Genomic DNA, 17,266 nt, shown 5'->3' on the forward strand with positions numbered 1-17,266 from the left:
GGGCGAGGACAACGTCCTCTACCCGATGAAGGACGCCCTGCGCGCACGGGCCACCGTCGGCGAGGTCTGCAACGCGCTCCGCGAGGTCTGGGGCACCTACGTCCCCTCCGACGCCTTTTGACCACGGGCGGGAAGGGGAGTGTCGGACCCTCGTGCGACACTCCCTTCCATGTTCGGTGTGATCGACCTCCCCACCTATCTGGCGGGCCTCGTCCTGATCGTCCTGCTGCCCGGTCCCAACTCCCTCTACGTGCTCTCCGTGGCCGCCCGGCGCGGGGTGCGCGCGGGCTACGCGGGCGCGGCGGGCGTGTGGTGCGGGGACGCCGTGCTGATGACGCTGTCGGCGGCGGGCGTGGCCTCGCTGCTCCAGGCGAACGCCGTGCTGTTCGGCATCGTGAAGTTCGCGGGCGCCGGCTATCTGACCTGGCTGGCGATAGGCCTGCTGCGGGCGGCGGTGGCGATGTGGCGGGCGCGCGGCGACGCCGGGGCGACGCCCGCCGAGACCGGCGCCGCCGACGAGCGGCCGTTCCGGCGGGCGCTGGTGATCAGCCTGCTCAACCCGAAGGCGATCCTGTTCTTCGTCGCCTTCTTCGTGCAGTTCGTCGACCCGCACTACGCCCACCCCGCGCTGTCCTTCGTGGTGCTCGGGACGTTCGCGCAGCTGGCGAGCGGCCTCTACCTCAGCGCGCTGATATTCGGCGGCACCCGGCTGGCCGCCGCCTTCCGCCGCCGCCAGCGCCTGTCGGCGGGGGCGACGTCGGCGGCGGGCGTCCTGTTCCTGGGCTTCGCGGCGAAGCTGACGCTGGCCGGCGCGTAGCGCCCGCGGCGGGCGGGGCGCGGCTCAGCGGGACGCCGGGCGCCTGGTACGGGCGATGGTCCGGGTGACGATCGGGGGCAGCAGGTCGACGGCGACCCGGCGGGCCAGGCTCCGGCGGCGAGCCGCCGGGCGGACGGCGGCCGGGGCGGAGACCGGGCGGCCGGGGAACGCCGCCTGCTCGGGGATCGACTCCGGGTCGTCGGCGTACCGGGACAGCGGGAAGTCCGGCGCCCTCATCTCCTTCTTGGACTTGAGCCGGATCAGGCGGTGACCGGCCGCCTGCTGCACGCTCAGGTGGCAGTCGTCCCGCCCGCGCGCCATGGCGAGCAGTTCCTCCTGCACGGGGCCGGGGTCTCCCCAGGTGCCGTACAGCTTCTGCGTGCTGAGGCAGACGGGACGCAGCCCCCGGGTCAGCACGGCCTCCCACACCGCGACCGAGACGCCGGGCGTGTGCTCCGAGCGGAAGTCGTCCAGGACGACGATGCCGTCGGGCTGGAGCACGTCCCGGGCGGCGCCGATGTCGGCGTGGACGTGCTCGTACAGGTGGGAGCCGTCGATGTGCGCGAAGCGGCAGGAGCCGGGGGCCACCGCGCCGGGCACCAGGGAGCTGGGGCCCTGGAGGATGCGGGGCAGCTCGTCGTGGAAGGAGAGGTAATTGGCCTCGAAGACCGCACGGGTGAGGGCGCTGTACGACTTCGTCGACTCCGCCCGGTTGGCGTCGTCCGGGGCGTCGCCCTCGAACAGGTCGCACACCGTGTAACGCTCGCCCGGGCGCAGATGACGGCCCGTGAAGATCGCGCTGCGGCCCATGAAGACGCCGATCTCCAGCAGGTCGCCGCGGACTCCGGCGGCCTCCTGCCGGTTCAGGAACCAGTCGAACAGGACCTGGTCGAGTACCGGGAACCAGCCCCGGACGTCGTCCAGCCGGCGGGGCCGCGGCGGCGCCTCGTGTGCAGTGGTCATGGAAGGGGAGCACCTTCTCGATGGGGGGATTTCGGTCACGGTCGCCCCTCAGCCTGCCCGATGGAAGCGCCCCGAACGGGCACACGGGTGCGCACCGGGCGGATTCCCCGCAGGGTTCACTCCCGATGATGACGACAAGTGGACGAACGCCGAACTGCCGCCCGAAGACGCCCGTCTGCGCCGGGGGCCTCGCGGTCAGGGCCCCGTCCTGACCCGCGGCTTCCCGGCCGGGGCGGCCAGCGACCGGCGCAGCCACGGTGTCGCCCGCCGCTCCACGAACCGGTTGAACAGCCACGCGAGGATCAGCATCACCGCGACGGTGGCGGCCAGCGTCAGGGCGGGCGGCACGCCGAGGCCCTGGTGGAGGGCGTCGATGACCACCCAGCCCAGATGCTCGTGGACCAGGTAGAACGGGTACGTCAGCGCGCCCGCCGTCGTCAGCCACCGCCAGTCGGCCCGGCGCAGCCGGCCGAGGGCGACCGCGAGGACCGCGAGGAAGCCCAGCGTGACGACGAGGGCGATCACGGACGCCGAACGGTAGGAGAAGTGCTCCGCGCCGCGGCCGTGCCACAGGCTCTGCACCGCCTGGTGCTGCCCGGTCAGCCAGCTCACCGCCACGATCCCCCAGGCCAGGGCGTCCCGCCGGTCGCGGTGCAGCAGGTACATGCCGATGCCGCCGATGAACAGCGGGGCGTGCTCCGGCATCACGACGAGGTCGAGCAGCGGCTCCTCGGCCGCCGTCGCGATCGCCGCGGCGAGCGTCCACACCGCGCAGAACAGCACCACCCGCCGCCGGTTCGCGCCCGGCGCCACGACGAACAGCGCGAACAGGGCGTAGAAGCGGATCTCCACCCACAGCGTCCAGCACACGCCGAGCACCCGGTCGCCTCCCAGCGGCTGCTGAAGCAGCGTCAGGTTCAGCAGCGCCTCGCTCGGCGACACCGCCTCGTACACCACGCCGGGCAGCGCGAACACGGCCGTCACCAGCAGGACGGCCACCCAGTAGGCGGGCATCAGCCGTGCCGCCCGGGAGGCGAAGAACGACCTCAGCGGACGGCGCCAGCCGCTCATGCAGATGACGAACCCGCTGATCACGAAGAACACCTGCACGCCGAGACAGCCGTAGGCGGCCCACACGTGCAGCGACGGGAACAGATCCTTCGGCGAGGAACCCCACGCACGGGTGACCTCGCCGCCCCGTCCGGCGTAGTGGTAGACGGCCACCATCAGCGCCGCCAGCAGCCGCAGCCCGTCCAGGGGGCGCAGCCTGCCGCCGCCGGCTCTCGCGCGGGGAGGGGCGGCGGCGTCCCGCGCCCCGGCGGGCGCAGGGGCGGCGGACTGGGGCCGGGCGGGGCTGACGGCCGTCTCGATCACACTCGAACACCTCGCAGGATCCGGTTACTGGCCGGACGCCCCCGGTATGAGGACGCCCCCACCGTCATAACCCCACGAGGGTCCTTCGAAGCGCTGTGACACCACCCGCCACAGGAGGTTCACGCCGTCCCCCGAATTCGGGGACGGACGGCTCAGGCGGCGCGCAGGAACGCGGACAGCGACGCCTTGCCGAGGTAGGTGAAGCGGGTGTCGCCCGCGAGGTGCTTGTCCAGCGCCTCCTTGATGCCGGGCCACTTCGGGTCGCCGAAGTCGTCGAGGACCACGATCGCGCCCGGGGCGGCGATCTGCTCGGCCCACTCCAGGTCCTTGGCCACGCCCTCGGCGGAGTGGTCGCCGTCGACGATGATCACGCCGTACTGGCGGTCCGAGACGGCCGCGCGGGTCTCGGGGTCCTCGGAGAAGCCCTGCTTGATGCGGGCGGCCACGCCCGCCGGGCCGGCCAGGGAGAGGTTGGTGCGCACGGCGTGCTCGTCGACGGGGGCGCCGGACGGGTCGGGGCGCTGGGGCGTGCCGGGCTGCAGCTGCACGCCGGCGAACGGGTCGACGATCGTCACGCTCGGGCTGCGGCCGTCGCGCTCCAGCATCCGGATCAGGCCGGCGGAGAACATGCCGTAGAGCGTGCCGATCTCGAGTATCTCGTCGTTCGGCGGGTCGAGCAGGGGTATCGTCCCGAGCTTGCCGCAGATGTTCATGGTGCCGCCGGCGATCCGGCCGACGCCGAGCGACTCCAGAGCGATCAGCAGCCGGTAGGCGGTGGCGACGTTGCGGACGGCGGCCTCGCGGTCGCCGGCCAGTTCCGCCACTTCCTTCTGCAGGCGCTCCAGCGGGCCGGCGCTCACGATCCGGGAGAGACCGCGGCCGCGGTTGTCGAGCAGGAGGTCGAGCGTGAGCTGATGGCGTTTCACCAGGTCGACGGCTTCGCGGAGTCGTTCCCTCTCCGCGTTGTCCGCCTTGGCCGCCGAGCGGATCCGCCGCTCGATGCGCTGGTCGATGATGTCGGCGACCGGGCGCAACAGACGCCGGGAAGCCGAACTGGTGAGCAGGGGACGGCGATTCATGTAACCGGAGACCTCAATCCATCGGAAGTCGAGTGAGAGTGATGCGGCTCGCGGGATGGGGACAGGCTAGGGGCGCCTACCCCGAGGGGAAGGGGCGCAAGGTAGAGGGAAGAGCGAACAAATGGCGAACTCGGTGTGACGGAACGGAATCGTCCTGTTGTTCCGGGAGGGCGGAGGGCGCCGGACGCACGCAGGCCCCGCCCGGGACGGGGACAGGGCCTGCGCGGGGCGCGTGCGCGGTGCGGGGCGCCGGAGCCGGTCAGCCGAGCAGCCGCCGCAGGTTGAGCCTGCCCCACAGCAGGCTGGTGGCGTACGACAGGGTGATGACCAGCGCCAGCAGTCCGATCAGCAGCAGCCCGGCCACCGGCGCGCTCAGGTCGGCGGAGATCGCCCGGGCGGCGATCTCCTCGAGGAACAGCACGTGCACCATGTACGCGCCGAGCGCCGCTCCGGCCAGCTTCCGCAGCAGCGGCCGCAGCCTCTCGGGGACCCGGACCCTGCTGACCAGCAGCAGCACGCAGATGGTCATGGTCCCCACGAACAGGTGGGCGTTGGGCGCCACGTAGTGGATCTGCGTGTGGTACCAGAGCACCCCGGCCATGGTGAGCGGCAGCAGCGCGACCAGCGGCCAGCGCCGGCGCAGGGTCCCGGCCGGCAGGGCGAACAGCAGCGCGCCGCCGACCGCGTAGACCACCGAGTACGTGCCGAATCCCCAGGCGAAGTCGGGCATCTCCCGGTCCGTCACCTCGCCGACGGTGGTCAGCACGCTGGGCAGAACCGCGACGGCGAACAGCGCGGCGCCGAGACTCCAGGGCCGCTTCCCCGCCTTGATCAGCACCACGAAGGCCAGCAGCATGATCACGGGGATGTAGGCGTACAGGAACCACAGGTGGTAGGCGGGCTGCACCGAGGCGAACAGCGAGTCGACCGCCAGCTCGGTGACGGGCTCGTCGTTGCGGTTCCGCAGCCAGGACCAGACCAGGTAGATCGCCGTCCACACGAAGAGCGGGACGACGTTGCGCACGATCCGCTGCCACATCCGGGCGCTGTCCCGCGGCGGGGCGCCGACCAGCACCGCCCAGCCGGCGATGGCGAAGTACATGGGGACGGCGAACGGGTTGACCGCCTCGGCCAGATGTCCCACCCAGTACGACCCCGAGCCGTTGTCCGGATCGTTGCCCGTGGCGACGATGAACTGGGCGCCCGTGTGCCCCAGCATCATCGTCGCGGAACAGATCAGCCGCATCAGGTCGATGTCGGGGCGGTGCTCCCGCGGTGCGGGGCTCTGTCCGGAGGGGGAGCTGCCCTGCTGCGGCAGGCTGACGGCTATGTCGTTCGGCACCGCGTCACTCTCATGGTGTTCGGTGTACGGGAGTTGAAAAGGGGGTTGATTCGTCATGGCCGGAAACCCGACGGTCGGCGGCGGTTCACTTCTTGGTCCCGCGCCGTACCGCCCGGCGCACCACCCGCTTGGCCCGCGTGACCCGGATCCGCGCCCGCGCCCGCGGGCGGGTGCCGGGCAGGCCCAGTTCGGCGAGCCGCAGCTCGGGGAAGTAGTAGCCGGGGCTGTTCGCCAGGTTGCTCCGCAGCCAGGCGGCCGTCGAGTCCCGCAGCCTGGCGTACGTCTTGGGCTGCATGCAGAAGCCGATCGCCCGCACCAGCGGCGACAGCGTGCCGGGCGCGGTGCCGACGAGAGCCGGGCTCTCCCCCCGCTCCAGGTCGGGCACCAGGTGGTCGACGATGGCCAGCGGCACCCGGTTGCTGTTCGGGTAGGGCTTGAGACGGCCCATCACCAGTGCGGTGCCGACCCGGGCGACGGGCACCCGGTAGTAGGCGGAGGCGGTCACCATCGCCGTGGAGAAGCAGCCGACGACGAGTTCGGGGCGGCAGTGGTGGTACAGCGTCTCGGCGAGCAGCGGCGCGTCCAGGACGGTGAGCCGGACGCCGGCGTCGGCCGCCGCCTTGCTCAGGGCCGCCGAATAGCTCGCGGGCGCCGTCGGGTGGGGCTTGAACACGACGGAGCGGTGGCCGGCGCGCGCGGCCCCGGTGAGCATGCGGACGTGGAGGTCCTCCTCCTCCTTCGCGCTCAGGATGTTGATCGCCGCGAGGTACTGGCCGAGGAGGACGGCCGTCGGCCTCTCCTCGAGCACCGGCGCGAGGCGCGGGTCGTCCGCCGCGTCGCGGGAGACCTCGTCGAGCACGCCGCGGAACGCGTCGTCCGGGACGACCTTGGGCTCGACGCCGTACTCGGAGAGCAGCAGGGGCCGCAGCCCGGGGATCAGGTCGAGGTGGAGCAGCCGGCGGATGCGGCGCGCGATGGTCAGCGGCAGCTTCTCCCGGGTCGGGCCGTAGCTCATCAGACCGTCGGCGTAGACGTCGATGGCGGCCTCGGAGAAGATCGCCGCCAGCGCGCGGGCCGGGTTCACCTGGATCGACTCGACGGCCAGCTCGATCAGGTCCCGCTCGTCGATGCCCCAGCGCAGCCGGAACGTCTTCTGCCACAGCGGGGTGTCGTTGCCCCGCGGGCCCCAGGCGCTGGGGTGGTAGGGGCTGATCGCCTCGTTCCAGCTGACCACCGAGTCGAAGCGGCCGGATATGGGCCCGTAGCCGTGCATCTCGTCCAGGCGCAGGGCGGTCTCCGGTATGGCGGCGTTGTTGGAGACCAGCAGGACGCGCCGGGCGCCGTCGCGCGGCCCGAACAGGCCCGCGTCGAGGGCCGCGGCGAGGGTGGCCGCTCCGTAGAGGGTCGAGACCTGGAAGATCTGGGTCTTGTGGGGCATGGATCAGGCAGCCTTCCGCCCGTCACGCAGGCGGCTGAGCAACCTGCTCCGAGTGCTGTCGATGGTTCTGAGGGTCTCCTCCAGCGCCTGCTCGGGCATGCGGTGGAGGGCGGCCCGCGCCTCGTGCCGCAGCCGCTGGGCCGCCGAGGCCTCGTACTCGCCCGCCTTGCCGATGTGGAAGGCGATCATGGCGCAGTACGTCCGGACGGCCTTGAGGAGGAACCGGTCGGACTCCGGGTCCTTCAGCACGTCCTGCAGCAGCGCGTCGTACGCCGGGATGAAGTCCAGCTGCCGGGAGTCCTTGATCTGGGTGAGCGAGGTGGCCACGCCCCGCCGGTAGAACACTCCGTGCAGGCCGACGGAGGCGAACGTCTTCGCCTTCAGGTGCAGGCGCCAGATCCACAACCGGTCCTCGGCCGTGCGCAGTTCGGTCGCGAAACGCATGCCGCCGTCGTCGAAGAGGCGCCGGCGGTAGATCCCGGCCCAGACGAACGGGTAGTCGACCATGGTCTCCATGTCGGCCGGCGCGATGCAGTCGCGCGGATCCATCACCGTGTTGCGCACGGGCGCCGGAGGACGCCGTATCACCCGGTCGGTGCCGGTGGCCTGGACGTGATCGGTGCGGGCGAAGTCGCAGCCCAACTCCTCGATCGCGGCCACCAGTTGGGCCAGGTGGCCCGGGGCGTACCAGTCGTCGCCGTCCAGGAAGGTGATGAAGTCGCCCTCGGCGGCGTCGATGCCGCTGTTGCGGGCCTGGGCTATGCCCATGTTCTTCTCGTGCCGTATCACCCGCGCGTTCGGGTGCTCTTCCGCCCACCGGTCGATCGCCCATGGCGTGGAGTCCGTGGAGCAGTCGTCGACGAGCAGGAACTCGAAGTCGGGGTCCGCGTTGTTGGCGAGACTTCGCAGTGTGCTCTCGGCGAACGCTCCCACATTGTGCATGGGGACGACGACGGACAGTTTGGGCACGTGGGCCTCTCACGCTAGAAGGTTGGAGATTGGAACAGGTTAACGACGCTCACGGAGGGGACAGTGTCACCCTGGGCGCGGAGAGGTGAATTCCGTTCAAAGCGCAGGTGAATTGCCGATGGATCACACTCGTCCGAACGTCTGCTGGAGCTCGTCGATGTTCGCGCGGGTGATGTCCCACAGGTACTTCTGCGCGCTGTGCACGTCCGCCACGGCGGCCTCGTGGTCGTCGAGGATCGCGGCGGCGCGCTCCGCCAGCCGCGGGCCCAGCTCCCGGTCGTGCACCGACAGTCCCCACTCCTCGCGCCCGATGTCGGACAGGAAGTAGGCGAGCTTCGGGTGGGAGACGAGGCTGAGGATCGGCGTGCCGCAGCCGAAGGGGATCATCCCGGCGTGCCCGCGCATGCCCATCACCAGCCGCGACCGGCCGTACAGGGCGCGGATCCCGTTGTTCGACATGTCGTAGAGCTGCTCCACGGGCAGGCTCAGGCCGTGCTCCCGGCGCAGGTCGTGCACGAACTTCTCGTCCGCGGGCATGTGGGCCGCGTACCGGACGTCGGCCCGCGCCCGCAACTGCCGCAGCGCGGTCGCCATCTGGGCCAGGAAGTGGCCGTAGTCGTGGCCGAACCGCAGGCCCGCGCGGTCGTAGGCGCAGTTGACCAGGACGCTGTCGTCCCGCTCCAGGCCCTCGAACCGGCCGGGGTCGAGGTGGCGGGCGACCGTGGTGGGGCAGGGCTGGTAGCGCACCCGGTCCCGCAGCTCCTCGGGGAGCAGCTCGCGAACCCGCTCGATCGAGCCGTGGTTGCGCAGTCCGAAGAACGCCGACCGCTCGACGAGCACCCGCAGGCTCTCGGCGAACCGGGCTCGGCGGTAGGTCTGCCCGTCGAACACGTTGTAGCCGACCGCGAACACCGCCAGCGGCGTGGTGATCCGGGTCAGGACGTCGTCCGGGATGTTCCACTGCCAGTGGCTGTTGCCGTTCGGGGAGGTGTCCGGCAGGAACAGGCCGCCGCCGCCCACGATCACGCCCCGCCGGGCGTTGAGCTGCTCCAGCGCCGCCTCGTCGACCAGCCGGTGCACCGGCTGCTGGTACCAGCGCCGCGGGCCGGTGTCGGCGTCGAAGCACATGCGCACTGCCTCGGGCAGCACCTTGTCGCCCGCGTTCTCCTGGCCCTCGGCGAACAGCGCCACGTGCGCGAGCTGCTCCCCGGGCGGAGCCGCCTTCGGCGCCGTACGGCCCTCGGCGCGGGTGCGGACGTACCAGCTGTGGCAGCCGCCGTCGGTGGGGTCGGCGTCCAGGCCCTCGCGGGCGTAGGCGTGCGCGTCCTCCTCCCGGCCGCACAGCCAGGCCAGCCGCGCGAGCTGGGCGAAGGCACGCGGGGCGACGTCGGGGGAGGCCGCCGCCAGGAGCAGCCGCGCCTCGGCCTCGTCGTAGCGCGACAGCGCCATCAGACACAGGCCGAGCGTCTCCTGGCAGCGCGGCGCGTCCAGCCGGTCCCCGACGACCGGGGCGAGGACGTCGACGGCCTCGTCGTAGCGGCCCTGCCGCCGGTAGACGTCGGCGACCGTGCGGGCGAGGTCCAGGGAGGGGCGCGCCGCGAGCAGGGGCGGCGCGCAGTGCGCCAGCAGATCGGGGTGCTTGCCGCCGCGCAGGGCGCAGTAGGCGGCCCGGAACTCCTCGTCGCTCAGCTCGAAACGCCGGCGGGCCTCCGTGGCCGGGCCGTAGCCGGGCTCGTCGAACGGGCCGGTGAACCGCAGCACCGCGACGTTTCCGGGCACCGGCGTGTCGTCGTGGAGCCGGCGGGTCAGGAAGTCGTACCGGGCGTCGAGCGGGGTCAGCACGTCCCCGAGCGCCTCCTCGAGACCGGCGCCGGCGGCTATGCGGTCCGCCGTCGCGTCGTCCACGTCGGCGCGCTGGACGACCAGGAGGCCGTCCGGCAGCACCGCGCGCCGCTCCCCGCCCTCGCCGTCCCACAGCACCTGCCGTACGGCGCCCACCCCGTGCCGCAGGCGCAGCAGACCGCCGATGTCCCCGAGCACGACCATGTCGGGGCCGAGGGCGACGACGGTGTCGTAGCCCTCCAGCCGGAAGACGTCCGCGCGGCCGTCCGCCCGGCGCGCGACCACGCGCGGGTGCAGCCGGCGCAGCGCGTCGAACTCGGCGTCGGGCAGCCCCGGGTGCAGGACGACGAAGTCCTCGCACACGTTCGGGTTGGTCAGCGCCAGGCTGCGCAGCAGGGTGGGGAGGGCGGACAGGCCGTCCCGGTCGGTGTGGACGGCGAAGGCGATCCGGCGCCTGCCGGTGACGGTGCTCCGGTCGTCCGCCAAGGAGTGGGTCATCGCAGGGCGATCCTCATCTTGCTGTCGTCGACGTGCTGCGCGCGTTCCCGTACCCACTCGGCCTCCTTCGGCCGCAGCCGGCCGGGCCGGTCGAAGCCGATGAGGTCCAGGCGGGGGGTGACATCCAGGAAGTCCAGGAGCCGCAGGACGGTGAAGGCGGTGCTGGTCGCCGGCTCCCAGCCGGTCTCGCCCAGCAGCGCCGGATCGGTCAGGGGCCGGCGCAGGGAGGCGTCGCCGACGTGGTGCTGCGCTCCGGGCACCAGCCGCTGCCGGGCGGCCCGGCGCCACGCGGCGGCGGGGTCGCCGAACACCAGCCGGACCCCGGCCTGCTGGGACCAGCCCGGCCCCTCCCACGGGGCGTCGCCCCGCAGCGTGACGGCGTGCACGTCCGTGCGCTCGCCGGTGCCCTCCGGACGCAGGCGGAAGGAGTCGCAGCGCACCACCACGTCGTAGCCGTCGATGTCGGCGCCCAGGGTGCTCGCGGCGATCTCCTGCGCCCCCGAGACCACGACCACCGACCGCCCCGCCAGCAGCCCGCGCAGACCGGTGACGCCGATCGGGGTGCCGCCGCCGAGCAGGGGGTCGGGCATCCCGGCCCGCTCGACGAGCCGCCGGTAGGAGCCGTACAGCTCCAGCAGCCGCCGCACCCCCGGGTCGCCCGGGCCGTGCTCGGCCACCCGCGCGCGCACGTAGGCGGCGAACTCCGCCTCGACGGCCGCCGTGGTGGACGCGGGCCCGGCGATCAGCTCGCGCAGCGCCGCGGCGGCGCCGGGGAAGAGCGCGACGGCCTCCTCCAGGCACGCCCGGCGGCGCCGCAGCGTGTCCATCCGGCGGGCGACCTCCTCGGCGGGGCTGCCGCCCTGGAGCAGGGTGAGATAGCGCTCGTAGCACTCCATGGCCTCGTCCCCGCGGCCGAGCCCGTCGAGGGCCAGCCCCCGCAGCCGCCACGCGCCCTTGGAGCGCTCCCGTATCCGGGTGGACGTCTCGGCGACGTTCAGCGCGAGGTCCAGCGAGCCGTCCCCGCCGGCCTCCAGCGCGCGCTCGCCGACCTGCAGCAGGGCGTCGAAGGGGTCGGCCGAGGGGGAGTCGAGAGAGGTGGCGAAGGCGCCGATGGCCTGGGTGAGCCGGGTCTGCCGGGATGTGGGCCGGTCGCCCCGCGCGGTGAGGTACTCGCCGCACACGCGCACGCTCCGGGCGAACAGGTCCAGCCTGGCGGCCTCTTTCTGCCGAGCCTTGAACAATCCCGCCAGGGGGTTCGTCATGCGTTCCACCGTCCTCCGATCGGAGGCCGAATGTGCCCCAGGACGAGGGTTCGCGAGTGGCTTCCGGGTGGACAGTGGGTGAACAGTCACCCGCGAATAGGTAGTCAGTTCGGGTGATGAAGGTGAGGGCGGTGACGACGACGCGGGACGGCGCCCCGCCGCCCGCGGCTCACCGCGGAGCCCTCGCGCCCGCCTGCCGGCCGGCTCCGTGCACGCTCCACCGGCGCGCCCCCACGGCCCCCTCACCGCCGACCCTGCCCGGGCACGCCCCACGGACGAGCCCTCGCATCCCCTCACCGGGAGGTCGCTGGGGCGAGGCACTCGGGCGCAGGGCCGGTTACGACCGTCCGGCGCAGTTGTCCGGCCGATCGTCCGGCGCGGTCCTTCGGGACGGTGCCGGGTGGCCTGTCGGCCGTCCGGCCCGGCCATCCGGCCCGGCCGTCCGGCGACTCGGCCGTCCGGCACGGCGCCCCGCCGCACGGCGCCCCGTGCCGGACGGCTCCGTCAGCGCCGTACCGCCTTCTTCAGCGCCTTCACCCGCCGTGCCACCCGGCGGGCCGTCGAGTTGTGCGGCAGGAACGACAGCCGCTCCGGGATGCCGCCGGGCAGGCCGAGCGCGGTGAGCCGGCGCTTCTTGAAGTAGCGCCGGGTGCGCGGGCCGAGGTGCTCGGACAGGAACGCCTCCGCCGCCGGGCGCAGGGCCGGCTGGACCTGCGGCTGCATCGTGTAGCCGACCGCGGGCAGCAGCGCGCCGAGCAGTTCGCCGTCGAGCGGCTCCTCGCCCTCGGGCCGCTCCAGGTCGGGCAGCAGCGCGTCGGCCAGGGTGACCGGGACGCGGTTGCTGTTCTGGTAGGGCGTGAGCCGGTCCAGGAGGCGCTCGGTGCCGATGCGGGCGACCGGGAGGCCGTAGAGCGCGGACGCCGTGAACAGGGCGGTGGAGAAGCAGCCGGCCACGAGCGCCGGCTGCGCCTTCTCGAACAGCACCTCGGCGAGCACCGGGGTGTCCAGAACCGTCAGTTCCACGCCGAGCCGGTCCGCCTCGGTCTCCAGGGCGCGGCTGTAGCGGGGCGGCGCGGTCGGGTGCGGCTTGAAGACGACCGCGCGGTGGCCGCGCGCGGCGGCGCCCCTCAACATCCTGACGTGCAGCTCCTCCTCCTCCTCGGGGGAGAGGATGCCCAGCGCGGACAGGTACTGGCCCAGCAGCAGGGCCGCGTCGGCGGGCAGCGCGGGCAGGTTTTCCGCGGTGCCGGTCAGCGCGCTCATCACCTTCAGGAAGGCGTCGGTCGGCACCACCTCGGCCGGCACGCCGAACTCGGTGAGCAGCAGCGGGGTCAGTCCCGGCACCAGGTCCAGGTGGAGCAGCCGCCGCACCCGGGTGCCGATCAGCGGGTCGAGCTTGTTGCGGGTGGGGCCGTAGCTCATCAGCCCGTCGGCGTAGACGTCGACGGGCGCGCCGGTGAAGACCTGCGCCACGGCCAGGGCAGGGTTGACCTGGATGGACTCCAGCACCAGCTCCACCCGGCCGTCGCCCAGGTTCCACAGCAGCCGCAGATAGCGCTCGAACAGCGGGAGGTCGTCCGAGCGCGGCGACCAGGCGCCCGGATGGAAGGGGCGGATCGCCTCGTTGAAGGAGACGACGTCGTCGAAGCGGTCGCGCAGGGTGGCGAAGCCCGGCATCACGTCCACCGACGGGGTGGTCTCCGGGTTCGCGGCGTTGTTGCACACCAGCAGGATCCGGCGGTCCGCGTCCGGGAAGCGCTCGGAGTCGATCGCGGCGGCCAGGGTGGCGGCGCCGAACAGCGTCGAGACGCAGAAGATCTGGGTCGTACGGGACATCAGGCAGCCGCCTTCGCCGGGGTGATCCTTCGTCGCAGCCGCCGCAGCTTGGCGGCGCGCCGCAGGTCCATCGTGTCGAGCACCTCGCCGAGCGCGTCCTGCGGCATCCGCTTCATGGCCGCCGCGCTCATGATGCGCAGCTGCTTGGCCACGGCCGGCTCGAACTTGTCGATCTCCGACAGGTGGTGCGCGATGATCGCACAGTAGGTGCGCACCGCCTTCGGCAGCAGCCGCTCCGCCTCCGGGTCGGCGGCCGTCTCGTCGACGACCTGGTCGAAGGCGCGGATGAAGTCCAGCTGGCGCACGTCGCCGATCTGGGTGAGGGAGCCGGCCACGCCGCGGCGGTAGAACACGCCGAGCAGGCTCAGCACGGCGAACGACTCGGCCTCGCGGTGCAGCTTCCAGATCCACGGCCGGTCCTCGGCCGTGCGCAGTCCGTCGGTGAAGTGCAGCAGCCCCTTGTCCAGCAGCCGGCGGTGATAGGCGCCCGCCCAGGCGTAGGGGTAGTCCACGGACGTGGTCCGGTCGAAGGGCAGGATCGCCTCACGGGGGCTGAGCACCTCGCCGCGCAGGCCGACCGGGGCGCGGTGCACGCTGCGCGCCCGCGCGGTGGCCCGCACATGGTCCGTGCGCACGAAGTCGCAGCCCAGTTCCTCCAGCGCGGTCACCAGCTGTTCGAGATAGCCCGGCGCGAGCCAGTCGTCGCCGTCGAGGAAGGTCAGGTATTCGCCCCGGGCCGCGTCCAGGCCCGTGTTGCGGGCGGTGGCGAGTCCTCCGTTTTCCTCTCGCCGGATATAGCGCACCTGTGCGACGTCGGAGAGTTCCTCGGCCCCGCGTTCGAGAATGGCCGGCGTCTCGTCCTTCGAGCGGTCGTCGACCAGCACGAACTCGAAGTCCGGCCGGGCATTCGCGCGCAGGCTTCTCAGGGTGTCCGGGGCGTATTGCTGGACGTTGTAGAACGGCACGATCACGGAAAGCTTTGGCACCTGCGAAAGCCTAGAAGGGGGCCCGGATGCGGAACTTTCCATTCGGGGTACGGAGGGTGAACTGGGTGTGTCGGTACGGTGCATCCCGTGTACTTCCTGGGCTCGCGCGAGCCGGTTCGGCTCTCGGTGGGCTTCTGTTAACTTTTCGTTGAGACGGGGTTGGGCTGTAACTAGGAATCGGGACTAGCGTCTTGGGTGTGCCATCAAGTACAACGAAGCCCACGCGGATCGCCGTACTCGCGGATTCGGACACCCGGTGGAAATGGGGTGCGCTGACCGCGGAACGCATCGTTCCGGGCCCGACCATGGAAGCCGCAGCGGACGGCGCGACGCAAGTCGCCCCCGTGCTGGACGGCTTTCTGCTGCGCGGCCGGGCCACGCCGACGCCCCGGCAGCTGGCCGAGGTGGGCGTGCGCGCCGATTCCCTGAAGGAGGTCACCGCCGTCGAATTCCTGCGCACCATGGCGCAGGAGGATTACGACGTGCTGGTGCTCTCCCTCGTCGGGGGCGGCGTGCAGGCGATGCTGCACGGCCTGAAGCGGGTGTGGGAGGACCGGCCGCACCGGCCCGTCGTCGTCACCGGTTACGTCGGCGTGGTCTACGAGAAGCTCGCCGACGGACTGCTGCTGCGCCACGGCGCCGACCTGGTCCTCGCCAACTCCCGCCAGGACGCCGAACGCTTCCGCGCGGTGTACGACGGAGTGGGCGCCGACTCCTCCGCGGTCACCGAGGTGGCACTGCCGTTCCTGGGCGGCGCGAAGTACACCGGCGAGCACGACCCCTACACGGTCGTCTTCGCCGCCCAGCCCTCCGTCCCGGACACCCGCAGGGACCGGACCTACCTGCTCAACCGCCTGGTGCAGCACGCGCGTCTGCACCCCGAGCGCGAGGTGCTGCTCAAGCTCCGGTCCAAGCCCGGCGAGCACACCACCCACATCGAGGAACTGCCGTACCAGAAGCTGGCGCAGCGTCACGACCTGCCGTCCAACTTCCACCTGGTGTACGGCAACATGGGCGAGGTCCTGGACCGCACCGACCTGCTGGTCACCGTCAGCTCCACCGCCGCCCTCGAGTCCCTGCACCGCAGCATCCCCACCGTCGTCCTCACCGACCTCGGCGTGCGCGAGGTGCTCGGCAACCACCACTTCGTCGGCTCCGGCTGCCTCGCCTCCTGGGACCGGCTCGACGAGGGCCACCGCCCCGTGCCCGACGCCGACTGGGTCGCCCGGCAGGGCGTCGCCGCCGACGGTACCTACGAGACGGCCTTCGACGCCGCCCGCGAGCGGATCGCCAAGCTGCTCGGCCAGCCAGGCGGACTGCCGCCGCTGACGCCGTACTACACCCCGGCGACCGCCCCCGGCTATCTGCCCGGCATCCTCGCCCGCCACCACCTCGGCCCCGACGGCACCCCGCTGCCGGGCGCCCCCGCCCACGACAGGGAGCCCGGCCCCGTCCGGCAGATAGTGCGCCGCGCCGCACGCGGCGCCTACCGGCACGGCGTCCAGCGGGTCGCGCCCGTCATCCGGCGGATGGGGGAGCTGTGAGCCGCACACTCCCCGAACACGCACGTCAAGGAGTCCAGACCATGTCCCACCCGGAAGCGGGCCACGGCGCGACGGTGCGCCGCGTGCTCGCGGTGATCCCCGCGCGCGGCGGCTCCAAGGGCGTGCCCGCGAAGAACCTCGCGCCCGTCGGCGGCGTGCCGCTGGTCGCCCGCGCGGTCCGCGAGTGCCTGGCCTCCCGGCTGGTCACCGACGTCGTCGTCTCCACCGACGACCAGGCGATCGCCGCCGCCGCCCGCGCGGCCGGCGCCGAGGTCGTGCTGCGCCCCGCCGCCATCGCCGGGGACACCGCCACCTCCGAGGCCGCCGTGCTGCACGCCATGGACGCCCACGAGGCGCTGCACGGCTCCCCGGTCGACGTGGTCCTGCTCGTCCAGTGCACCAGCCCGTTCCTGGTCCGCGAGGACGTCGACGGCGTCGCCGCCGCGGTCGCCGAGAACGGCGCCGACACGGCCGTCACCGTCGCCCCCTTCCACGGCTTCATCTGGCGCGACGCCGACGGCGAGGCCGCCGAGGGCGAGGCGGCCGGACACTCCGGCGGCTACGGCATCAACCACGACAAGTCGTTCCGCCCCCGCCGCCAGGACCGCCCCCAGGACCTGCTGGAGACCGGCGCCGCCTACGCGATGGACGCGGCCGGCTTCCGCACCCACCAGCACCGCTTCTTCGGCCGTACCGAACTCGTCCGCACCGACCCCGCCCGGGTGCTGGAGATCGACGACCCGCACGACCTCGCCCGCGCCCGGGCCCTCGCGCCGCTGTTCGACGCGGACCGCCCCGGCGCCCTGCCGACCGCCGACGACATCGACGCGGTCGTACTCGACTTCGACGGCACCCAGACGGACGACCGGGTGTCGATCGACGCCGACGGACGGGAGTTCGTCTCCGTGCACCGCGGGGACGGCCTCGGCATCGCTGCCCTCCGGCGCAGCGGCCTGAAGCTGCTCATCCTGTCCACGGAACAGAACCCGGTGGTCGCCGCCCGGGCCCGGAAGCTCAAGATCCCGGTCCTGCACGGCGTCGACCGCAAGGACCTCGCGCTGAAGCAGTGGTGCGAGGAACAGGGCATCGCGCCGGAGCGCGTGCTCTACGCCGGCAACGACGTCAACGACCTGCCGTGCTTCGCGCTCGTCGGCTGGCCGGTCGCGGTCGCCAGCGCCCACGACGTCGTACGCGGCGCCGCACGCGCGGTCACCACCCTCCCCGGTGGCGACGGCGCGATCCGAGAGATCGCCGGCTGGATCCTCGGACCCTCTCTCGACTCTCTCGACCCCCTCACCAGTTAAGGAAAGTTCCTG

13 protein-coding genes are annotated in these 17,266 nt (G+C 72.6%); 3 read left to right on the top strand and 10 right to left on the bottom strand.

Annotated elements, in window-relative coordinates; genetic code table 11:
- Window positions 1-169 precede the first annotated feature (169 nt).
- Entirely contained in the window at window positions 170-817 is a 648-nt protein-coding gene (gene leuE, locus ABZY13_RS29500; RefSeq protein WP_356636085.1) for a leucine efflux protein LeuE, read from the top strand.
- 24 nt (window positions 818-841) lie between these two features.
- On the opposite strand, the gene ABZY13_RS29505 is transcribed toward leuE, so the two are convergent.
- The 10 genes from ABZY13_RS29505 to ABZY13_RS29550 all read right to left on the bottom strand — a co-directional run bounded on the left by ABZY13_RS29505 (window position 842) and on the right by ABZY13_RS29550 (window position 14,406).
- Window positions 842-1,780 carry a class I SAM-dependent methyltransferase gene (locus ABZY13_RS29505; protein WP_356636087.1) on the bottom strand — a complete coding sequence of 313 codons (939 nt, stop codon included), beginning with the start codon at window positions 1,778-1,780 and terminating at the stop codon, window positions 842-844.
- A 195-nt stretch (window positions 1,781-1,975) separates the two neighbouring features.
- A complete protein-coding gene (locus ABZY13_RS29510; RefSeq protein WP_356636089.1) occupies window positions 1,976-3,154 on the bottom strand; it encodes an acyltransferase in 1,179 nt (392 codons plus the stop codon).
- Window positions 3,155-3,306: 152 nt separating this feature from the next.
- Window positions 3,307-4,233 (bottom strand): class I SAM-dependent methyltransferase, encoded by a 927-nt coding sequence (locus ABZY13_RS29515; protein ID WP_356636091.1) that lies wholly within the window; start codon window positions 4,231-4,233, stop codon window positions 3,307-3,309.
- 259 nt (window positions 4,234-4,492) lie between these two features.
- Entirely contained in the window at window positions 4,493-5,575 is a 1,083-nt protein-coding gene (locus ABZY13_RS29520) for an acyltransferase (protein WP_356636093.1), read from the bottom strand.
- A gap of 85 nt (window positions 5,576-5,660) precedes the next feature.
- Window positions 5,661-7,013, bottom strand: a complete 1,353-nt coding sequence (locus tag ABZY13_RS29525) for a polysialyltransferase family glycosyltransferase (protein WP_356636095.1) — start codon at window positions 7,011-7,013, stop codon at window positions 5,661-5,663.
- A gap of 3 nt (window positions 7,014-7,016) precedes the next feature.
- Window positions 7,017-7,982, bottom strand: a complete 966-nt coding sequence (locus ABZY13_RS29530) for a glycosyltransferase family 2 protein (protein WP_356636097.1) — start codon at window positions 7,980-7,982, stop codon at window positions 7,017-7,019.
- 123 nt (window positions 7,983-8,105) lie between these two features.
- Entirely contained in the window at window positions 8,106-10,322 is a 2,217-nt protein-coding gene (locus ABZY13_RS29535; protein WP_356636099.1) for a polysaccharide pyruvyl transferase family protein, read from the bottom strand.
- Complete coding sequence (locus ABZY13_RS29540; protein ID WP_356636101.1) at window positions 10,319-11,584, bottom strand: hypothetical protein; 1,266 nt, start codon at window positions 11,582-11,584, stop codon at window positions 10,319-10,321. The genes ABZY13_RS29535 and ABZY13_RS29540 overlap by 4 nt, the downstream gene beginning before the upstream one ends.
- 504 nt (window positions 11,585-12,088) lie before the next feature.
- Window positions 12,089-13,420, bottom strand: coding sequence for an alpha-2,8-polysialyltransferase family protein (locus ABZY13_RS29545; protein ID WP_356636103.1), 1,332 nt, complete (start codon window positions 13,418-13,420; stop codon window positions 12,089-12,091).
- A complete protein-coding gene (locus ABZY13_RS29550) occupies window positions 13,420-14,406 on the bottom strand; it encodes a glycosyltransferase family 2 protein (protein ID WP_356636105.1) in 987 nt (328 codons plus the stop codon). Before ABZY13_RS29550 ends, ABZY13_RS29545 begins: the two co-directional genes overlap by 1 nt.
- A 197-nt stretch (window positions 14,407-14,603) precedes the next feature.
- Between ABZY13_RS29550 and ABZY13_RS29555 the strand changes: the two genes are divergently transcribed.
- On the top strand, window positions 14,604-15,950 hold the full coding sequence (locus ABZY13_RS29555) for a DUF6716 putative glycosyltransferase (RefSeq protein ID WP_356636107.1): 1,347 nt from the start codon (window positions 14,604-14,606) through the stop codon (window positions 15,948-15,950).
- Between the two features lie 41 nt (window positions 15,951-15,991).
- Window positions 15,992-17,254, top strand: coding sequence for an N-acylneuraminate cytidylyltransferase (locus ABZY13_RS29560; RefSeq protein ID WP_356636109.1), 1,263 nt, complete (start codon window positions 15,992-15,994; stop codon window positions 17,252-17,254).
- Window positions 17,255-17,266: the final 12 nt, after the last annotated feature.

It is taken from the genome of Streptomyces sp. NPDC006610 (assembly GCF_040611575.1).
Lineage (GTDB): Bacteria > Actinomycetota > Actinomycetes > Streptomycetales > Streptomycetaceae > Streptomyces.

Excerpts from the sequence above, each read along its gene's own strand:
- leuE (WP_356636085.1), top strand. The coding sequence starts at position 170 with ATGTTCGGTGTGATCGACCTCCCCACCTATCTGGCGGGCCTCGTCCTG.
- ABZY13_RS29505 (WP_356636087.1), bottom strand. The coding sequence starts at position 1,780 with ATGACCACTGCACACGAGGCGCCGCCGCGGCCCCGCCGGCTGGACGAC.
- ABZY13_RS29515 (WP_356636091.1), bottom strand. The coding sequence starts at position 4,233 with ATGAATCGCCGTCCCCTGCTCACCAGTTCGGCTTCCCGGCGTCTGTTG.
- ABZY13_RS29525 (WP_356636095.1), bottom strand. The coding sequence starts at position 7,013 with ATGCCCCACAAGACCCAGATCTTCCAGGTCTCGACCCTCTACGGAGCG.
- ABZY13_RS29535 (WP_356636099.1), bottom strand. The coding sequence starts at position 10,322 with ATGACCCACTCCTTGGCGGACGACCGGAGCACCGTCACCGGCAGGCGC.
- ABZY13_RS29540 (WP_356636101.1), bottom strand. The coding sequence starts at position 11,584 with ATGACGAACCCCCTGGCGGGATTGTTCAAGGCTCGGCAGAAAGAGGCC.
- ABZY13_RS29545 (WP_356636103.1), bottom strand. The coding sequence starts at position 13,420 with ATGTCCCGTACGACCCAGATCTTCTGCGTCTCGACGCTGTTCGGCGCC.
- ABZY13_RS29560 (WP_356636109.1), top strand. The coding sequence starts at position 15,992 with ATGTCCCACCCGGAAGCGGGCCACGGCGCGACGGTGCGCCGCGTGCTC.